The organism is Streptomyces sp. NPDC050988 (genome assembly GCF_044456225.1).
GTDB lineage: Bacteria > Actinomycetota > Actinomycetes > Streptomycetales > Streptomycetaceae > Streptomyces.
Map to the genome: position 1 here is coordinate 237,214 of NZ_JBITFQ010000004.1, position 17,019 is coordinate 254,232.

Consider the following 17,019-nt stretch of genomic DNA (forward strand, 5'->3'; position numbering starts at 1 on the left):
GTCTACAGGCTGGTGACGGGCTGTCCCGTGAGCGCTTGGGCGATTTGCCAGAGCTGACCACCGCGAGACGCTTTAACGAGCACCGTATCGCCGGGCTGAAGGATGGAATGGAGGTAGGCAGCGGCCGTCTGGTTGTCGCCCACCATCGCGATGTCCGGTACGCCTGCCGCGCCCGCAACGAGGGCGAGTTGCTTTGCGAGGTCACCGCCGACCGCAACGACGAGGTCAATGCCGTACTCCGCCGCCATGCGGCCGACCTCGTGGTGGGCTTCAACGGCTTGGTCGCCCAGCTCCAGCATCTCTCCGAGTACGGCGATCTTGCGGCCACCTGCGGCCTGGGTCGTGCCGCCGTCTGCCTCGGTCATTAAGACTCTCCAGTGAGTTTCAAGGGTGCGAAGGTGATCGCGCGGCCGGTGTACGAGGGGTACAGGCGGCTGAGGGTGACCCGGTCGTGAGTCTGGCCCCAAGCCGACGGGTCTCGGATGAAGATCGTCGGATCGGGGCCGTCCTCGTAGCCGCGAAGGATGACGAGGTGGCCGCCAGAGCGGCCGTCGTTGGGGAACTGCTCGGTCACAGAGACGATCAGCGGGGCCTCGTCGAGACGGCCGAGGAGATCATCGGCAGCCACAGGCTCAGCGGCCGAAGGAACCCCGAGATCGGCCGACAGACTCGCGATCCCTGCGTGGAGCGCCCCACGGGGCGTCAGAACCTCGTTCTTCACCGCGAGTTTCAGCAGTTCCGTAACCGTGGGAGCCTCGCGCCCGTAGGCAAGGAGGACCATTCTCAGCGAGGCCAGGCCGCACGCCCGGTTAGACCATTCGATCCTGTCCCCGAGTGCCCACCCTCCGTGTAGATCCCATTCGGCGGGGTCGATGAGCTGACGGCACATGGGGACTTCGTGGACGCGCGGCACAGCGGCAGGCTCCTACGGGGAGACGGCGGCCTCCCGCGTCACGATGGGGCTGGAGAGTGCGGGAGTGGGCAGGGGGACATCGTACGGCGGACGGGCCAGCGCCTCGTAAAGCATCGCCAGTACGACATCCGAGTGCGTGAGCCCGACCAGCGCCGCCCCCACCGCGAAGTTGCTCTCGCGGGACATGCCCGGAGTGGTGTTGACCTCCAACACCTGTTCGTCCTTGCCGAGGATGAAGTCGATCCGCGCCGAGCCCCGCAGCCCGAGGCCGATCCACAAGTTCCGGGCGTATTCGGCGACTCGGTCACGTACCTCGCTCGTCATCTCTGCGACCTGGACGTTCACCCTGCCCTGGGAGTCCGCGTCGAGCTTGGTGTCGGCGTCATAGAACTCCGCCTCCATGGCTTCGGTCGCCAGCGGGGGGAACATGACCACGGAGTCTCCGGGCAGCTCCAGGAGCCCCACGGTTACGGGTACACCCGGCAGGTAGTTCTCGACGAGGACGGGGCCGCCCTCGGTGCCGGCGGCTTTCGTCAGGGCCTTGAGGAGGTCGTCGCGTTCACGGACGAGGCTCATGTTCACGCTGGACCCGCCGAGGGGCGGCTTGACCATCACAGGGTGGCCGTTCCAAGGTGCTGGGCCTTCCGACCAGACCTGCCAGCTGGGCGTGGGGATACCGAGGCTCACCATCATTCGCTTGCAGAGGATCTTGTCGGTTGCCACCGCGGAAGCCCCGACCCCGCTGCCGCAGTATGGGATGCGCAGGTAGTCGAGCAATCCCTGAAGGCGTCCGTCTTCCCCGAACTCGCCGTGGAGGTTGGAGAGCGCGACGTCGTACGTCGACAACCTTGCGATGAAGTCCGGGTCGCAAGGGTCGAGGATGTTCCAACGGACGCCGATGTCGTCCAGGGCCTCGGAGAGGGCCGTGGCAGACAGTTGGCCCGGCGGGCACAGCGAGTGGTAGAGCCGGTCTTCGGCTGACACCGGGCCGTAGATCAGGGCGACGTTGAGTCCCTCCTGCCGCCAGGCGCGGAGGCGCTCAGCAGCCTCCCGGACGGCCGCTTGGGACTCGGAGCTGAGGAAGATGGTCACGCGAGCACTCCTTCGAAGGTGTTGGTGACAGGTCCACCGACCCAGTGGGTTCGCTTGGGCCGGTCGGCGTGCGGCCGGACCGTGAGCGGTTCCCCGGCGCGGTTGTGGACGGTGACGGCGCGGGCTGCGACGAGCCCGCGCATGGTGGCGATGACGACGGCCGCAACGGCTCCGCTCCCGCACGACAGGGTCTCGGCCTCGACGCCGCGTTCGTAGGTGCGGATTTTCAGGGCCTGGGTGCCGGCGGCCTGGACGAAGTTGACGTTCGTTCCCAGCGGAGCGAGGTCGGCATGGTGGCGAATGAGGCGGCCGACCGTTGTCGCGTCGATCGCGTCTACGTCGTCCACGATGGCGACTACGTGTTCTGTCCCGGTGTGGGCGCTGTCGAACCACGTCGGTCTGCCGTTGATTACGGTCTGGACGCGGCGGGGGTGGACAGCACCAACCTCAGCCGTGACCCACACGGAGTCGTCGCCTACGACTGCTTCGTGTTTAACGCCCTCCATGAGGAGGCTCATCTCCGCGAAGCCGTGGTCGTGGTGGGCGGCCCAGGCGCTACAGCGCAGAGCGTTCCCGCACATGGTTGCTGTGGAGCCGTCAGCGTTGAAGCAGGAGACTTCGAGGACTGCGGGGCTGACGCTTAAGACGGTGCTGATCACCAGCCCATCCGCCCCGACGCCGGTTCTCCTGGCGCAGAGGCGTTCCGCTTCCTTCGGCCACTCCTTGGTGCTGTCTGGTTTGAGGTTGGAGAGGAGGACGAAGTCGTTCCCGGCTCCGTGGATCTTGCGGAAGCGCATGGCAAAGCTCCTCGCGTCATGGATGACAGCTTTGGTCGACGCCTGAACGGGGGTGCGGTCAGGGGAAGTTGATCGGCCGGTACGTGGTCACCGGCTCCTTCATGACCAATGGGGGGTGGTTACCGGCGAAGTGGAGGACTCGGTGACTCGCAGTGCCGGCGGCCCTCATGTCGCGGATGCGGAGGTAGGCGCCGTCGATCAAGAGGAAGTCCCCTATGCGGACGTCTCCCGGAGGCCGGTTGGAGCCGATCGTGCCCACAGGCGGGGGCGGAGGGGCGTCAGGCTCCTGGTGCTTTCGTTCGTACATTCAGCTCCTCCAGATGCCCAGAAGGATGGAGCCGCCGAGGGCTACGACGCAGGCGACGTAGGCGAGTTGCTGGGTTCGTGGACTCATGGAACGCCGATCAGGTGGCTTTGCAGGCGGTCGCGGAGGTGGGGAATGTTGATCTCCGAGAGCGGTAGCCAGGCCGCCGCGCCCGTCGCGATGCTCTCGGGGAAGACGGCACCCGAGTGAGCCCGGAAGAGGTACCGGACGCCGACGCGGAGCCGGGGGCCGTACCTGTGCAGTCCTGGCCGGGTCACGTCGATCAGGAACGGGAGACCGCTGACTTCGTCCGTCCACACGTCGTGGACACCGGCCTCCTCCGCGAGAAGCCGCAGGGCGGCCTCTTTGAGTGAGTCGTCCTTGTCCTCCGGCTCCGCCTCGGCGAGGGCGTAGCCGCCATCGTGGCGCAGGCACAGGACGCGATGGTGTTCGTCGACGACGACCGCGCCCGTCATGACGAGAGGGCAGCGGTGTTCATGGGTGCACTCTCCACGCCGTACGTGGTCGTGGGAAGAGTCGTACACGGGCATGAGCGCCATCTGCTCGGCGGGAAACGCGTGGATGTAGCTGAGGAGTTCTCGGACGATCTGAGCCTCGCGGACGCTCACGGGGACTCCACCCCGTTGCGCTGGGTGTAGATCCACAGGAGCTGCCGAGTAAGAAGCGCGGTGTCCCGGAGGTGGGTGAAGACGCCGAACGCAGGGGTCTCGGCGGTCGGACGGGTCTCGCGGGCAAACAGCGCGTACCCCTTCCGGAACAGCGTCCGTACGTCCTCGTCGCCGTCGGCCCCCAAGTCCTGGCAGAGCAGTTGGTCCAGGTTCCGAGTGACGCCCACCAAGGCGTTGTCCATTTCCTTCCGGGTGGTCGTTCCCATCCTCATGCCGAGAATGGATTCGGTCCGACTGGAGATTGCATCCACGTCGATGGGGAGGGGCTCAGCCGAGGGGTCTTCGGCTGCCTCCAGTTCCTTGCCGGTACTTGCCAAAGCCATCACCACTTCGCCCCTTCCGAGCACGTTTTCAGCCGTGCTAACAAAGCTAAGAAGGGCGGCAGTTGAGGTTCCACGAGCTTGCCGGAACTTGCCAGGCGTTCACCCGAGAGATTCGATGGCGGCCGTGATGAGTTCGCGCGCAGCCGGGCCATAGACCGCGAGTTCGGCCAGGTCGCTGAACGTCTTGGCATACATGGCAAGTTCGTGGCGCTGAACCACCGCGAGGTGTGCGGACACGAGTTCGACGTTCACGATTTCGTCGTCGTAGAGGAAGAACCCCTCGACGGGCCAGAGCTTCGAACGGTCCGCGTCCTGGGGGATGATGCCGATGCTCACGGAGGGCAGGGCCATGGCACTGAGGAGATAGCCGAGCTGTCCGGCCATCACGTCTACTCCGCCGATGCGGTACCGGAGCACGCTCTCTTCAAGGAGGATGGCGAACGTGTGATTGCCGTACACGACCTGCTGCTTCTCGACTCTGACCTTGACGGCCGCCGGCACGTCATCAATGAGGCCGCGGCGGTCGCGAATTGAGTTGAGCAGAGCGGTGATATACGAGGCCGTCTGTACGGGGCCGGGAATCAACCACGGCGAGTAGATACGGAATCGCTGAGTGCGTTCCCACAGGGGAACGACGGACTCCTGGGCCAGCTTGAGCCCATCCCGTTCCATCCGTTGCCACTCGACGTACATGCCCTCGATGCCGCGCGCAGTCGTGACGAGATCCTCGGCTGAGTCCTGCGCTCCGCAGGCAGTCGCCCATTCACGAAGGTCGCGCTCCGAGGGCGAACGAGTACCGCTCTCGAAGCGCGAACACTTCGACTCGTGCCAGCCGAGTTGGGCTGCCAACGCCCTTTTGGTGAAACCGGCTTCAATCCGAATTTCGGCAAGGCGTTGGCCCAGGGCCTTTCGGGCCTCCTGGACACTTGAAGAGGGGGATGTCATGGCGATGTGAATTGCCTGGTCGAGCTGTCAGGCCGTCTGGAACTCTGCGTGCGGCGTTCCACGCCTCCACACGGCCTCGAAGGCCGACTCGCATAGCTTCACCACTTCTGGGGCATCGGTGAGTTCGACCTCCATGTTCTCGCCGTCGCCGTCGAAATGGTTGACGAGGACAAGGCTGGAGTCGAAGAGCCAGAAGTCGTTTCCAGGGAGCGCGATGTCGGTGGCGCTCCGCCGCGAGAGCCAGCGCACGTCTTCGCCGGCTGCGATGTTCAGGCCATCCGTCACGTCGTACTCGAAGCGGATGTACTCGCTGACGGGCGTGGAGACGACGCGTGCTCGGCGCACCTCGACACCTCGCGAGGCCGCCTCCGTGACGATCGCGTGCCAGTCGGCCCAGCGTTCGGCCGGGTCGAGAACCTCTCCGGCCTGCCAGTCGATGAAAGCCGGGTCCGACTTCATGTAGGCATCACGCATCTCCAGGTGGACAGCAGTCCTCTGGCAGTCGCGGAACAGTTCCTCAAACGTCGGAGTCCCTGTCGTCAACCTGCTTCACCTCCTGGAAGAACTGCACCATGCGCCGGGGGATCTCCACCACCGTCTCATGTCCGGGGATGTCCATCTGTCCGAGCCGTTCGATGTCCTCCACCTTCCACCCCTGTACGAGGTAGGTGTCTTTCTCTTCGTCGAGGTAGACGGTGGGGGAGCCGCCGCTGGGGCTCTCCGGGTCCTTGCCGAGCTTAACCAGGGCCATGATGACCTCCTCGGGTACCGGGAACGCATTCTGTGCCAGAGCTTGCCCCCGGTTTTGCTGTGGGGCGAGGAACTTGCCGAAACTTGCCAGGACTTCGGGGAGGGACCTTACGCGGCCGGGGCCAGGGCAACGAGCAGGGGACCAGCCGCAGCGCTCCAGAGGTGGCCGGATTCGATCGCCGTCCGTCCCTCCCCCGAGAGGCTGTCCCGGACGGGCGCGAGGAACGTCGCGCGGAAGTGTGCCTGAGCATCCGAGTTCATGGCGCTCGCGGAGACGGCCGCGCCGACCTTCTCGTCCAGGACAGCAGCCGCCTGGCTGAAGTCGTCGCCGGTCCATTCGTCTGCATGCTCGGCGACCAGCGCCCACGTCATCTTGAACATGGCTACAGCTTAACGCCGGGAACGCAAGTTGGACCCTCCGGAATGGAGGGTCCAACTTTACAGTGTGGTACGGGAGTCACCCGATTGGGCGATGGTCGGAACCTGATGCCGGTTGCTGATCGTCTTCCTGTACCAGCGGCCTCGCTTCTGTAGCCGGGCCTGATTCCCCGCGGAGGTCAGCGTTGCCTAAGCCCGTAGGCAGGTACGTCTACTGGTCCGAGAGGCTCGTCGGTGAGGTGATCGACGACAACGGGATTCGGCTGGACTCCCGCATCAAGCCCGCGGTGAATCTTGGCGTGGCAGGCAACGGCGTCAACCTCGCTGGCCGAGACCGCGAGAACACCACCTTCGACATTGCCGAGAAGCTGAGGAAGAAGCTCCGCAAGTCCATCGTCACGGACTTCGATGCCCCGACTTCCGGGCACTACGTTCAGGGTGCGGGCTGGGCCGAGGTGGCGGAGTTCCAGCGGTGGGGGTTCCCGGAGTTCCGCCTCCCGGGGCGGACCGCTCTGACTCACACACAGACCGTCACCCAGCAGGGCCGCCGTGTCGACCTCTGCCTGTTCGGGAGCCTGAAGAACCTGAAAGGTTACGACGTCCCGGAGGAAGACTCTGTCGGCGGATGGACCTCGTCGAATGCTCCGATGATCGAGGAGTTCATGGCTCTCCGGGGCGCGGAGGTGAGCGCCAGGACGGGACGGGCGTATCCGCTCGACGACGAGGAAGCTGCTGTGGAGATCCTCAAGGTCGCGTTGACACAGGGCATTTACGGCGACCCGGCCGATCATCAGGGGCGTCCCGAAACCCGCGCCTACACGATTATGGGGTTCGATGCGACTGAGTACGTGGCCGTCATCTACAAGGACGTGACGCTTACGCCGGGCCGCTGGAACTTCCGTGCGGAACCGGAGCTGGAGGGCGTGAGCCGCATCCTTATCGGGGCTCCGTTGTGGATGCGTACGACGCGCCAGGACAGCATCAAGGTGCACTTCGGCGAGAACAGGGTGTTGGTCCCCAGCGTTTGGGACAGATCGAGTGCACCGGCTATCGCTCCCGCCCTCGGGCGGACAGCCGGGGCTCTGCCGCAGTCCGCGCAGTTGGACCCGATGCCCGGCCAGGTTCCGCACCCCGATCTCGACCCTACAAACGTCACTGGATCTCGACCTCGACGCTTTCGAAGCGGCCCAGGCTGAGGCGGGCGATGGCCGCGAGCATCTCGGCCTGGCGGTTCGACTGCGCTGTGAGCGCGTCGACCTGTGCTCTCCCCTCGTCGCTGGTGAGGTCGGGCAGGGCGGCGAAGGCTTTGTTCGAAGCGATGTCGCCGGACAAGAGCACGGTCATGCCCTTGATGCAGTCGACGAGGACGGCTCGGTTCGCGGCGGCATTGGCCTGCTGGTTCTCCGCCTCGTTGTAGGGGCGGGTGATGACCGTGCCGTCGTCCTGGCGTTCGTAGTAGGTGCGGGTCTCGACGTCCCAATACTCATAGCCGTTCGGGCCCATGCCCGGCGGGGGCTCGACAGAGACCGGTCCCTCGGGCGAGGTCTCGCTCACGCCGCGCTCTCCAAGTCGTCGTAACTGTCCACGTAGCCAGTGCCGTTGAGGTGGGCGGCGAGTTTGCCGACGCCTCGTTCGAGTCGGTAGCGGACGGCGCGGTCGGTGACCGCCTCGCGGGCCGCTATCCGGCGGTCGTCCCAGTCGAGGGCGAAGCGCATGAACAGCGCTCGCTTCTCGACGAGGGAGAGCGGGGCCGTCGCCCAGCCCCGCCGGATGTCGGCGAGGTGGGCGAACAGGGCACCCGCGGCTTTCTTGTCGACGGTGCCCTTCGGCATGTCGGCGTCCGGGGCTTGCGGGTTGCGGATGCCGTACGCGGCCTCGGTGTCCCACACGGCCGGGAGGAGATGCTCGATGAGGCGCCGCTCGTACCCGCTCACACACGCCCTTGCTCGGCCGCGTTGCACGCCGCCTCGTACGAGGTGTGCCGGATGCGGCGTCTGGCCTCGGTCTTGACTCGGTCGATCAAGTCCAGGACGAGGCGGTGATAGAGGACGCCGAGCCCGAGGTTCGGGTCGGACAGGCATTCGCTGACCATGGCGGGCTTGGTCGCCAGGATCAGAAGTGCTTCCTGGCGGGCGTCGTCGTACTCCATCGTCAGGGTGTCCTCGTAGCCGTCGGCGATCCGGCGGGCGGCCCGGCCGGTGAGGCTCACCACTTCGGGCAGGTCGAGGAACTGCCAGTCGGCTGCTGGGGAGTTGGTCACCTGACGACCTCCTTCACCGGTACTGCGCCGTCCTTCGTGACCATGGCCATCAGGCCGGGGGCGCCTCGCGTGCCCTTCCGGTGCCGCCACCAGGTCGACTCGGACTCCATCGCCGGCACCTGCACGAAGGTGCGGGGACCGTCCGTGTCCACGAACTCGTGATGCAGGTGACCGGCGAGAAGCAGATCCGCGGTGTGCATCGCCGAGGTCTTGTCGAAGGCTTGGCCGCGCCACCATTCGAAGTGTTTGCCCGCCTTCCACTGATGGCCATGGGCGTGGGCGACGACCGTTCCCGAGCACTCGACGACGACCGTCAGTTCGTCCGTGTCGGGGACGTACACCTCGACGTGCGCGTACTCCTCGCCCGCCAGGGCCAGGGCCTCGCTGACCGAGATCAGGGCGTCGGTGTCGTGGCTGTCGTCGTAGCGGGTCACGCCCTTGCCGCCTGGCCGGACCGCCTCACCGTGGTTGCCGGGAACGGCGACGACCGTCAGGCGGGCGACCAGTGGGGCGAGCCTGACGATTGCGTGCGCCATCAGCCGGCGGGTAAGCCGGATCTGTTCGGTGAGGGTGAGCTGTGTGCGCCAGGTGTTCGCGCCGCCCTGCGAGACGAAGCCTTCGACGTGATCGCCGAGCCAGGCGAGGTGAACGTGTTCGATGTCGAAGCGCTGCCGGTACTCGACAAGCAGGTCCACCGCTCGGTCGATGCACTGCATGGCCCGTACGAGGGTGCCCTCCGGGCCGTCGCCGTCGAGCTTGCCGAACTGCATGTCGCCCAGGGCGATGACGAGCGTGAAGTCGCCGTCCTGGTCGTCGGGCACGGTGCTGGGGGCGTAGTCCTCGAAGACGCGAAGCAGCTCGTCGACGTTCGGCCGCTCGGTGACGGCGCCGCCCTTGCGGCGACCGAAGGAGAAGCGGGCCGAGACGCCCGGCTCGCCGCTCGCCATGGTCCACTCGCTCGACCGGAAACCGGTGATCTCCCACTCGGCGGGGTCGAGCTGGTGCGCGCGGAGCACGTCGGCCGCGGTGGACTCGGGGTCGATCCCCTCGGGGCCGCGAACGGTCACCTCGGCCGCGTCGCCCGAGACCTCGATCTGGCGGGTGAAGTCCTTGTCGGGGTCGGCCTGGCGGCCTGCGAGGGTCGGTGCGGTTGGTGTCGCAAGCAGGTCGTTCAACAGTTCAGACTGGTTCAAACTTTACACTCCATCGCGAAGGGAACGGCGGTACGTGCGGATGGTGGACGCCGACACGGTGTGCCCATGCCTGCGCAGGACCAGGGCCAGGCGCTCGGCCGAGGAGCCGTCGAGGAGCCGGACGAGGACGGTCTCGCGAACGTCGGGCTCCAACTCCTCGTACAGGCGCTTGAGCGTGGGGCCAGGAGTGCCCGGCAAGGGCTCGCTCACTTCGCCTCACGGTCGATCTGCTCGACGGCCGCGAGCGCGAGCGACGCCAAGCGGACGAGGCCCTCGCGGATGTCCTCGACCGTGCGCCCGCCGAAGGCGGAGAAAGCGACCTGCACGGCCAGGCCGTCAACGCCGAACGTCCCGGCGTCCTGGCGGGCCTCGTTGATCGAGTCCCAGTCCTCGGCTCGCCTGCGGTAGGACTCCGCCCCGCGAGAGGGGAGGTCGCCGCCGACCAGGGTGGAGGGGAGATCGCCGACCCTGCGGGCAGCCGCGCCCACCTCGGAGAGAACGGCTGCGAAGGCATCGGCCTTCCGTGCCGGCGCTTTGCGTGGGGCGGCCTTCTTGGCGGTCGCCTCGGTCACTGGTCGTCCTCCTTGATCAGGGAAAGGAGGGCCTGGGCGCCCCCCTGCTTGTAGGTCTCCGTCACATCGCCGTCCCGCAGCCGTACGCCCTTGGCGGACCGCAGGGCCCGGCAGATACGGGCCGTGAACTCGGCGCCTGCGTCGTCCGGATCGCCCCAGACACGGACGCGGTTGAAGCCCGCGAGCATCCGCCGGTGTCGGCCCTGCCAGATCGAAGCGCCCGGAATGGCTACGGCGTGAAGGCCGATCTTCCGCAGGATGATCCGGTCGAGTTCGCCCTCGGCCACGTCGATCGTGTCCCCGGCCTGGTGAACCGAGTCGATCCCGTACATGCGGGGCGGGTCGTCCTTGACGGTGTTGTACTTGCCGTGCCCGAAGGCCCGGTGGTCGTGGTCTTCGACCAGGCAGCGGAAGCGGACGGTCAGCGGGCTGCTGTGGCGGTCGAGGTAGGGGATGGCGAGCATGCCCCGGTACTTCTCGTGACCGGGGAAGGGGTGGTCACCGACGACGCCAAGCCGGTACGTAGTTGCCTCGTCGCGTCCGATCCCCCGATCGAGTAGATACCTTGCGACGCCCGGCGTAAGAGCTGCCTGATAGGCCGCGGTTGCCTCCTCCAGCATCTCGCGTTGCGAAGGCGAGAGAGGCTGCAAGACGCTTTGCTCCGACGAAATCGGTCTTCTCCTTCTTCATGATCAGCGTGTAGGAGTCCCCGCCCTCGCCGCACGAGTGGCACTTCCACACCTGGCGGTCGGTGTTCCAGGAGAAGGACGGGTTGTCGTCTTCGTGCAGCGGGCAGTGCGCCATGCCGCTCGCTCGCTGCGAGTTGAAGTCGACGCCGAAGTGTTCGAGGACCGCTTCGAGCGCGGGCTTCTCGTGCTCTTGGTCCTGGTGGTCGTTGTCGATCCGGCTGAACCTCACGGCACCCGGCTCCCGACGAACCACCCCTTGTTGTCGTCGTAGCCGAGGGATTCGAGTCGTGCGCCGACAGCCGTATCCAGGTCGAACCGGCCCAGCTCCTCGACGAGGCGCTCGTACTCGGCGGCTTCCTCGAACGTGATCGCGTTCACGCGTCGTCCAGCCCGAAGTACGTCTCGACCGTGGTCAGGACGAATGCCTTTCGCCATCCCTTGCCCCGGCGCTTCACGACGACGATCGAGTCCACGTCGAACGGGTCGAGGTCGCGGTGCCGGGCGAAGTTGAGGCGCTCGCGCTCGGCCTCGTCGAGGAAGGGGCCGGGCTCGAACTTGGCGTTCTTCGCCTCGATGACGAGATACGCGCCGCCGGGCTCGCGGATGACGAGGTCGCCCTCGTCCTCCGCGCCGGTCAACCGCAGGCGCTCGGTGTCCTCGCCCGTGGACCGCAGGCCCGCGAGGAGTTCGGTCTCCCAGGCGGCGCCCTTGCGCTTGTTGGCGCGGTTCCGCTCGGCAATCCGGTCCAAACTTTACACCGCCTTCTGGTTAAGGGCGCCGGTCGGCGACCAGGGCTTCGAGGGAGAAGCGATCGGTACGACCCGCTCCAACTTCGAGAAGCGAGTCACTTCGGGGTGGCAGCGCATCGACGCGTACCGCTTGGCTGTGGGGTCGCACGGGCCCATCCGCTGTTTGATCACCGCGACCCGGTACTCGTGAGAGGTGGGGTCGAGCGCCACGGAGAGAGACAGCTCCGGCTTCTCCGACAGGCCGCCCTTCACCTGATCGCGGGACGGCGGCGCCCACGGGTCGGACTTCGCCTCCCAGCTCTTGTCGCTCGCGTGGTGAAGAACGATCACGGTCGCGCCGGTCGCGCGGGCAAGCTCGGTCAGGCCGCTCATCACGGACATCTGCTCTGTGTAGTCGGACTCGGCGCCGTCGAAGTCCATGAGGTTGTCGAACACCATCACGGCCGGATAGCTGTCCCACAGTTCGATGTACGCCTCCAACTCCTCGTCTACGGTCTTCCAATTGATCGGCGAACCGAAGGAGAAGGTGACGTTCAGAGGGGTCAGGGCGGCGAGGTACTCCTCGCGATGCCGTCCGCCGGCACCCATACCGGCCTCGACCATCTCGGTCGTGTCGCCTGTCTGCATGGACGCGAGCCGGGACGACGCGGTGAAGGCCGACATGTCCGCCGAGAAATACAGGGTCGGCATGTTCATGGACGCCACCCAGTACAGGGCGAAGCCCGACTTCTGCGTGCCACTCCTGCCCGCGATCATGATGACCTCGCCGTGACGCGGTCGGCACCCCATGCCGTACAGGGCGTCGAACGCCTCGACCCTCGGCAGCTCCTTGCCGGACTCGGCGTGCAGCGCGAGGGACCTAGCGGGGGTCAGCACGTATGGACTCCTCTCTGTAGATGAAGCGGCGGATTCCCGCAGCGCGGATCAGGGTTGTGCGAGTTCACGGGCCCTCCAGGCCCGCGAGGGCGGGGGCCAGCCCATCGACCGGCCCCCAGCTCTTCGCGTGGGATCAGTCGAAGTCGGGAGCCTCGGCGACGGCCGCACTCACGGCTGCCTCTCGGGCTTCGGCGTACTCGATGACCCGCTGCCGGACTCCGGCTTCGTTGCAGGGACGCCAGACCCACGCGGGGTGCGCGCCCGGCCGCTTCGGGGGTACCTGCGCCAGGGTGACGATGGTGGCTCCGCCGACGACCTTCTCCAGGTCCCGGGCGAGAAGCGTCTGCTCGATCCGCGTCCCCTTGTTGACCTCGGGGGAGAGCTTGTCGATGCTCTCGCGGTCCTTGAACACGGTCACGTCACAGAGGGCCGAGTCCTTCGGACCGTTCGGGGTGGGGCGCTGGTGCTCGTACGAGTTGACCTCGATGAGGAACGCGATGGCGTCCTTGACCTCTGCGGGCTTGAACCAGCCGCCGCCAGCGGTCGGGATCTCAACGAAGTTCAGGGGCACTCGGTTTCTCCTTCAGTTCGGTAATAGGGGGTCGGCTCAGAGAACCGCGGTGTGATCACTGAGCCCAGCGCGGAGACGGCCAGGACCAGGGCGAGGACGACGACGGACATCCGCTCAGCCGCCCTTCACGGTCCGGCCCCGGGCCTTGTAGGCGGCCATCACGGCGGGGTCGGCGAACATCGACTGGTTCGCCGCCCACAGCTTCTTGAGGTCGTCGATGGTCGTCTGCTTCTCGATCTCGCCGAGAATCCAGGCGGACGCGTTATCGCTCGCGGGCTCGGGCTGTGCGGCTGAAGCCGCTGCCCAGGGGTCGTCCGCCGGAGTCTGCGCGGGAGCCTCGTCCGGGATGATCCGGGCGTCGAGGATCGAGGCGATGTTCCCCTTCCCATGGGCGAGGTTCGTCGCGTTGACGACGAGATCACTCAGAGAGAGGCTGGTTACATCTTTACACTCGAACCCGAAGTAGTCGCGAACCAGTTCGCGGACCTGCCTCACGGAGCCACGGAATACCGCCCAGGTGTCCTCGTAGCTCTTGCCGTACTTGATGGTGATCCCGATCGAGCCGTCCGGATAGGACGCCACGAGTTCGGCCTGATCTGCCTTCACTTCACTCCCTCGCTCTCTGGGTACAAACTTAACATGCGGCCGACAGTTAAGTGGCCTTCGGGTTTGTGAGGCCGGTCACCCACGGAAGCATCGCGCCCTTAGTGCTGCGCATGGCGCGGATGTCGCGGGCGAGCTTGGCGGCAGCCCAGCCGATCTCAAGGTCGACCCAGTACAGGGTGCAGTCGGCGGAGCCCGCAGACAGGTTGATGATGATCCCCCACTTCTGGGACACCTCGGGCAGGGGTGTGTATGCCTGGGCCGCTTCGTCCGCCGGCACCTGCCGCTTCTTCCAGGCCGCGAACGCCTTCTTGTCCGCCGGGTCCACGGGGAAGCGGCTGTAGTCGTACAACTCGCCCCGGCTGTAGACCGCGAGCTGAGAAGCCATCTTCAGGGCGCCGTACTGGACGCTGCCCGTCTTCAGATCGCCGATGAAGTTGCCCTCGACGTGCTCGCCGTCCGGCCCCGGCCCGGCGTATTCGAGGAGCCTGTCGAAGGTTCCGCCCGTGCCCAGCTCGGGGACCACGACGAACCGCTCAACGGCCTTCACGTCGAACTCGACCGTCGCACCCAGGTAGGCGGCCATGTCGAGCTGGTCGCGTACGGAGGTGCCGGCGGGCAGGGGGTCACCGCGGTCTACGTGCTCTGACAGCGTGTGAAGGTGGGTGCCCTTCTCGCGCTTCGTGTTGGCTCCGGCGATGTCGATCGCCTGCTCGGCCAGCGCGTTGAGCTTGCGCTTGTCGTCCGGCCCCTCGGGGTCGAGCTGCCTCACCACGTCCAGCAGGGACGGACGCTTCGCCGTCCCAACCAGGGTCATACGCTTGTGCCAGTCGGACAGGGCGGTCTTGTCCTCGATGCAGTCGATGAACGTCGTCGTGCGGGTCAGCGGCACCGGCTTGCCGCCCTGCTTCGGGATGACGAGCGGTCGGTCCCAGCCGTCGCGGGGGACGGTCGGTGTCGGTGTCAGGTCGACGATTCTCAAGCGGCGATCTCCATCTCTTCGGTGGTGGGGGCGTCTTCGAATGGGTCCTCGGGGTCGGTCGGTACCAGCCATAGGCGGACCGAGCCGTCGTCGAGAAGCTCCGGTTCGTGCTCTTCCTCGGTCAGCGGCTCCAGGCCCGCGAGGCTCAGCTCGTACAGGGCCTCCCGTACGAGAGCGGCCGGGGTGTTCGGGGCGATGATCAGGGCGCAGTCCCAGTCGGCAGGACTGCCGACAACTGACAGACCGGGCAGTAGGTTCAACTTAATATTGCGCAGAGGCTTGCTCGGCGCGTAGAGATCCGGCAGGGCCCCCTCATGCGGAACGTCTTCCCCGTCCCGCAGAAACGGGCCCGTGGCGTCGCAGTGCTTCCCCGGTTCCACGCCTGCGTTGCACGTGGTAAGCGACATGACCTGGCCCCCCTGGTGTAAACATGGAACTTGCGACCACTGTTCTATGTGGTTCGCGCGCAGAGTGTCAATCTGCGTCCGGCATGCAAGCCAGTGATCCGGGGTGTGCATTTACACGTGTCCTTCACACTTAGGTGAACCCTACGCAACCCCAGGTCAGGGGCCTATGCGACCTGAGAACGAGAAAGCCCCCGTCCAGATCAGACAGGGGTCTCATGCGAACAGTCGTTCGAGCGTTTGGGGTCGCATCAATCACGGGCCTTGTTGCCGGTCTTACTCTTCGGCTTCCGGATGAGTCCGGCGTCGCTCTCCTCGCGGGGCACGTAAAAGAAGCCGTCCTCGGTGTCCGGGTCGTAATGCACGACGAGGCTGCCCTCTTCGAGCATCTGCTTCCAGGACACAAGACGCTTCGCGTCGCGGTCCGAGATCGTGGCCTTGGGCTTCTTACCCTCGGTCTTCGCCTGCTCCTCGGCCCGGCGGCGTGCTTCGGCGCGGAGCATGAGGGCCGGGTACAGGTGCCGGTGCTCTTCCTTGACCTTCCAGGGGATCAGGTCGTCGGCCCTGAGATTCCGCCGGTCAAGGCCCCTGCGGCGCCGGAAGGCTGACCACATGGGGATGGTCGTTTCGATGCCGTACTTCTCGCGGTACTGCTCCTGCATCCACGGGTACGTGCGGTCTTCCTCGAACCAGCGGATGACTTCCGATTCGTCAACGATCTTCGACTGCGCCATGTGTCCCCCTTCGGTGGCAGATCGGTCTCATCCCCGGGTGGTCTCATCCTCGGGGATGAGCCCGGAGTCTTGGTTGTCGGAGTAAAGGTTGACCTTCGGACGCTGGTCATGTCAAGCTGAGACTCGACAGAAGCTGTCACTTAGCTATGTAAATAGGTGACCCCGGCGGTGCTACCAACACCCCGGGGTCTGGCACAGGAGCTAGCACTCCCAATGCAGATTCATCGTATCCCGACGCATGAGCGGGACTTCGTGATCATCGCCAATAAGGCGATCCAGGACCCGCGCATCTCTCACACAGCGCGCGGCATCCTCGCCCTTGTCCTGTCCCTGCCCAGCGGGGTCAAGGAGAACGTTCGCACCCTCTCGGACAACTACCCGCAGGGCCGATCCGCGGTGGCCAAGGCCGTCAAGGAGCTGCGCGAGTTCGGGTACTGGGTGACCAAGACCGCCCGCGACCAGGAGACGGCTCAGATCGTCTCGACCGTGGACGTGTACGAGCTGCCGAACATGGCCTCCGCTCCGGTTCCCACCCCTCCGGTCACCGGCCGTCCGGCCACCCGCAAGGCGGGAGCGTCCCCTTACGGGGAAAAGGATCTTTCAAAGGACGGGGACAAGAATCCTCCCTTCCCTCCGGCTGAGCCCGTCCAGGACGAGGCCGCGCCGTTCGGGGCCCAGGAGAGGGAGGGCTTCAGCGAGAAGCAGGACCAGAGCGACAAGCAGGCCGCCGAGGCTGCCCGCATCCTGCGCCGCTTCGCCGCGATCGACACCCGCTTGAGGCTGTCCGACCGGCAGGTGAACAAGCTCGTTCCGCAGGTCGCCGACTGGCTCGACCGTGGCGCCACCATCGTCGAGATCACCGACGCCGTGACACAGGGCCTTCCCGTGAAGGTCTACTCGGCCTCGAAGCTGATCGCTGACCGCCTCGACCGCAAGCGTCCTGCTCGCAAGCGGCAGTGGAAGAACTACGCCGAGTGCTCCGGCGGCTGCCGTGGGCTGCTGCCCGCTGGCCAGGACACGGGCATCTGCGGCGACTGCGCTCTCGGCACCACGGTCTTCGAGATCGACTGCACCACGGGCGAAATCACCGACCACGCGCCGCTTCCCGTCATGCCGGACGTGGCCGCCCGCGCCGCCGAGCTTCGCGCCGCCCTGCGGGCCTGACGCCCGTCCTCGACTTCATCCCTGCACTGCC

The 17,019-nt window shown here is 66.3% G+C and carries 28 protein-coding genes; 2 read left to right on the forward strand and 26 right to left on the reverse strand.

The features are described 5' to 3' along the window. Positions 1-2: 2 nt before the first annotated feature. The 10 genes from ACIBEI_RS12245 to ACIBEI_RS12290 form a co-directional block, all read right to left on the reverse strand. A complete protein-coding gene (locus ACIBEI_RS12245) occupies positions 3-365 on the reverse strand; it encodes a glutamate ligase domain-containing protein (protein ID WP_398887772.1) in 363 nt (120 codons plus the stop codon). Continuing rightward, positions 365-913 carry a C39 family peptidase gene (locus ACIBEI_RS12250; RefSeq protein ID WP_398887774.1) on the reverse strand — a complete coding sequence of 183 codons (549 nt, stop codon included), beginning with the start codon at positions 911-913 and terminating at the stop codon, positions 365-367. Before ACIBEI_RS12250 ends, ACIBEI_RS12245 begins: the two co-directional genes overlap by 1 nt. Positions 914-925: 12 nt before the next feature. After that, positions 926-2,005, reverse strand: coding sequence for a D-alanine--D-alanine ligase (locus ACIBEI_RS12255; RefSeq protein ID WP_398887776.1), 1,080 nt, complete (start codon positions 2,003-2,005; stop codon positions 926-928). Continuing rightward, the gene (gene dapF, locus ACIBEI_RS12260) at positions 2,002-2,802 is read right to left on the reverse strand and encodes a diaminopimelate epimerase (RefSeq protein ID WP_398887778.1); all 801 of its coding nucleotides are present in this window, start codon (positions 2,800-2,802) and stop codon (positions 2,002-2,004) included. Before dapF ends, ACIBEI_RS12255 begins: the two co-directional genes overlap by 4 nt. Before the next feature lie 390 nt (positions 2,803-3,192). Beyond that, complete coding sequence (locus tag ACIBEI_RS12265) at positions 3,193-3,735, reverse strand: NUDIX domain-containing protein (RefSeq protein WP_398887780.1); 543 nt, start codon at positions 3,733-3,735, stop codon at positions 3,193-3,195. Then, complete coding sequence (locus tag ACIBEI_RS12270) at positions 3,732-4,007, reverse strand: hypothetical protein (protein WP_398887782.1); 276 nt, start codon at positions 4,005-4,007, stop codon at positions 3,732-3,734. The genes ACIBEI_RS12265 and ACIBEI_RS12270 overlap by 4 nt, the downstream gene beginning before the upstream one ends. Positions 4,008-4,217: 210 nt before the next feature. After that, entirely contained in the window at positions 4,218-5,063 is an 846-nt protein-coding gene (locus ACIBEI_RS12275; protein ID WP_398887783.1) for a helix-turn-helix domain-containing protein, read from the reverse strand. 27 nt (positions 5,064-5,090) lie between these two features. Further along, entirely contained in the window at positions 5,091-5,537 is a 447-nt protein-coding gene (locus ACIBEI_RS12280; RefSeq protein ID WP_398887785.1) for a DUF6879 family protein, read from the reverse strand. Between the two features lie 43 nt (positions 5,538-5,580). Beyond that, a complete protein-coding gene (locus ACIBEI_RS12285) occupies positions 5,581-5,814 on the reverse strand; it encodes a hypothetical protein (protein WP_398887787.1) in 234 nt (77 codons plus the stop codon). 107 nt (positions 5,815-5,921) lie between these two features. Continuing rightward, the gene (locus ACIBEI_RS12290) at positions 5,922-6,194 is read right to left on the reverse strand and encodes a hypothetical protein (protein ID WP_398887789.1); all 273 of its coding nucleotides are present in this window, start codon (positions 6,192-6,194) and stop codon (positions 5,922-5,924) included. A 182-nt stretch (positions 6,195-6,376) separates the two neighbouring features. Between ACIBEI_RS12290 and ACIBEI_RS12295 the strand changes: the two genes are divergently transcribed. Next, positions 6,377-7,387, forward strand: a complete 1,011-nt coding sequence (locus ACIBEI_RS12295; RefSeq protein ID WP_398887791.1) for a hypothetical protein — start codon at positions 6,377-6,379, stop codon at positions 7,385-7,387. On the opposite strand, the gene ACIBEI_RS12300 is transcribed toward ACIBEI_RS12295, so the two are convergent. The 16 genes from ACIBEI_RS12300 to ACIBEI_RS12375 form a co-directional block, all read right to left on the reverse strand. Further along, positions 7,344-7,745, reverse strand: a complete 402-nt coding sequence (locus ACIBEI_RS12300; RefSeq protein WP_398887793.1) for a hypothetical protein — start codon at positions 7,743-7,745, stop codon at positions 7,344-7,346. The genes ACIBEI_RS12295 and ACIBEI_RS12300 overlap by 44 nt on opposite strands. After that, entirely contained in the window at positions 7,742-8,125 is a 384-nt protein-coding gene (locus tag ACIBEI_RS12305; RefSeq protein ID WP_398887795.1) for a hypothetical protein, read from the reverse strand. Before ACIBEI_RS12305 ends, ACIBEI_RS12300 begins: the two co-directional genes overlap by 4 nt. Beyond that, positions 8,122-8,451: a hypothetical protein gene (locus ACIBEI_RS12310; RefSeq protein WP_398887797.1), complete on the reverse strand. Its 330-nt coding sequence runs from the start codon at positions 8,449-8,451 to the stop codon at positions 8,122-8,124. Before ACIBEI_RS12310 ends, ACIBEI_RS12305 begins: the two co-directional genes overlap by 4 nt. Next, positions 8,448-9,626, reverse strand: coding sequence for a hypothetical protein (locus ACIBEI_RS12315; protein ID WP_398887799.1), 1,179 nt, complete (start codon positions 9,624-9,626; stop codon positions 8,448-8,450). Before ACIBEI_RS12315 ends, ACIBEI_RS12310 begins: the two co-directional genes overlap by 4 nt. A gap of 21 nt (positions 9,627-9,647) precedes the next feature. After that, a complete protein-coding gene (locus tag ACIBEI_RS12320; RefSeq protein WP_398887801.1) occupies positions 9,648-9,854 on the reverse strand; it encodes a hypothetical protein in 207 nt (68 codons plus the stop codon). Further along, the gene (locus ACIBEI_RS12325; protein WP_398887803.1) at positions 9,851-10,216 is read right to left on the reverse strand and encodes a hypothetical protein; all 366 of its coding nucleotides are present in this window, start codon (positions 10,214-10,216) and stop codon (positions 9,851-9,853) included. Before ACIBEI_RS12325 ends, ACIBEI_RS12320 begins: the two co-directional genes overlap by 4 nt. Further along, on the reverse strand, positions 10,213-10,680 hold the full coding sequence (locus ACIBEI_RS12330) for a hypothetical protein (protein ID WP_398887805.1): 468 nt from the start codon (positions 10,678-10,680) through the stop codon (positions 10,213-10,215). The genes ACIBEI_RS12325 and ACIBEI_RS12330 overlap by 4 nt, the downstream gene beginning before the upstream one ends. A 34-nt stretch (positions 10,681-10,714) precedes the next feature. Next, positions 10,715-11,134, reverse strand: coding sequence for a CHC2 zinc finger domain-containing protein (locus ACIBEI_RS12335; protein WP_398887807.1), 420 nt, complete (start codon positions 11,132-11,134; stop codon positions 10,715-10,717). Further along, positions 11,131-11,283: a hypothetical protein gene (locus ACIBEI_RS12340; protein ID WP_398887809.1), complete on the reverse strand. Its 153-nt coding sequence runs from the start codon at positions 11,281-11,283 to the stop codon at positions 11,131-11,133. The genes ACIBEI_RS12335 and ACIBEI_RS12340 overlap by 4 nt, the downstream gene beginning before the upstream one ends. Further along, positions 11,280-11,654, reverse strand: coding sequence for a hypothetical protein (locus tag ACIBEI_RS12345; RefSeq protein WP_398887811.1), 375 nt, complete (start codon positions 11,652-11,654; stop codon positions 11,280-11,282). Before ACIBEI_RS12345 ends, ACIBEI_RS12340 begins: the two co-directional genes overlap by 4 nt. 3 nt (positions 11,655-11,657) lie before the next feature. Continuing rightward, positions 11,658-12,530 carry an AAA family ATPase gene (locus ACIBEI_RS12350; protein WP_398887813.1) on the reverse strand — a complete coding sequence of 291 codons (873 nt, stop codon included), beginning with the start codon at positions 12,528-12,530 and terminating at the stop codon, positions 11,658-11,660. Positions 12,531-12,663: 133 nt separating this feature from the next. Then, complete coding sequence (locus ACIBEI_RS12355) at positions 12,664-13,101, reverse strand: hypothetical protein (protein ID WP_398887815.1); 438 nt, start codon at positions 13,099-13,101, stop codon at positions 12,664-12,666. Positions 13,102-13,215: 114 nt separating this feature from the next. Continuing rightward, positions 13,216-13,707 (reverse strand): hypothetical protein, encoded by a 492-nt coding sequence (locus ACIBEI_RS12360; protein WP_398887817.1) that lies wholly within the window; start codon positions 13,705-13,707, stop codon positions 13,216-13,218. Positions 13,708-13,753: 46 nt separating this feature from the next. Beyond that, positions 13,754-14,686 (reverse strand): hypothetical protein, encoded by a 933-nt coding sequence (locus tag ACIBEI_RS12365; protein WP_398887819.1) that lies wholly within the window; start codon positions 14,684-14,686, stop codon positions 13,754-13,756. Then, a complete protein-coding gene (locus ACIBEI_RS12370) occupies positions 14,683-15,093 on the reverse strand; it encodes a hypothetical protein (RefSeq protein ID WP_398887821.1) in 411 nt (136 codons plus the stop codon). The genes ACIBEI_RS12365 and ACIBEI_RS12370 overlap by 4 nt, the downstream gene beginning before the upstream one ends. A gap of 248 nt (positions 15,094-15,341) precedes the next feature. Further along, on the reverse strand, positions 15,342-15,824 hold the full coding sequence (locus ACIBEI_RS12375) for a hypothetical protein (RefSeq protein WP_398887823.1): 483 nt from the start codon (positions 15,822-15,824) through the stop codon (positions 15,342-15,344). Positions 15,825-16,037: 213 nt separating this feature from the next. Between ACIBEI_RS12375 and ACIBEI_RS12380 the strand changes: the two genes are divergently transcribed. After that, positions 16,038-16,988 carry a hypothetical protein gene (locus tag ACIBEI_RS12380; protein ID WP_398887824.1) on the forward strand — a complete coding sequence of 317 codons (951 nt, stop codon included), beginning with the start codon at positions 16,038-16,040 and terminating at the stop codon, positions 16,986-16,988. Positions 16,989-17,019 lie beyond the last annotated feature (31 nt).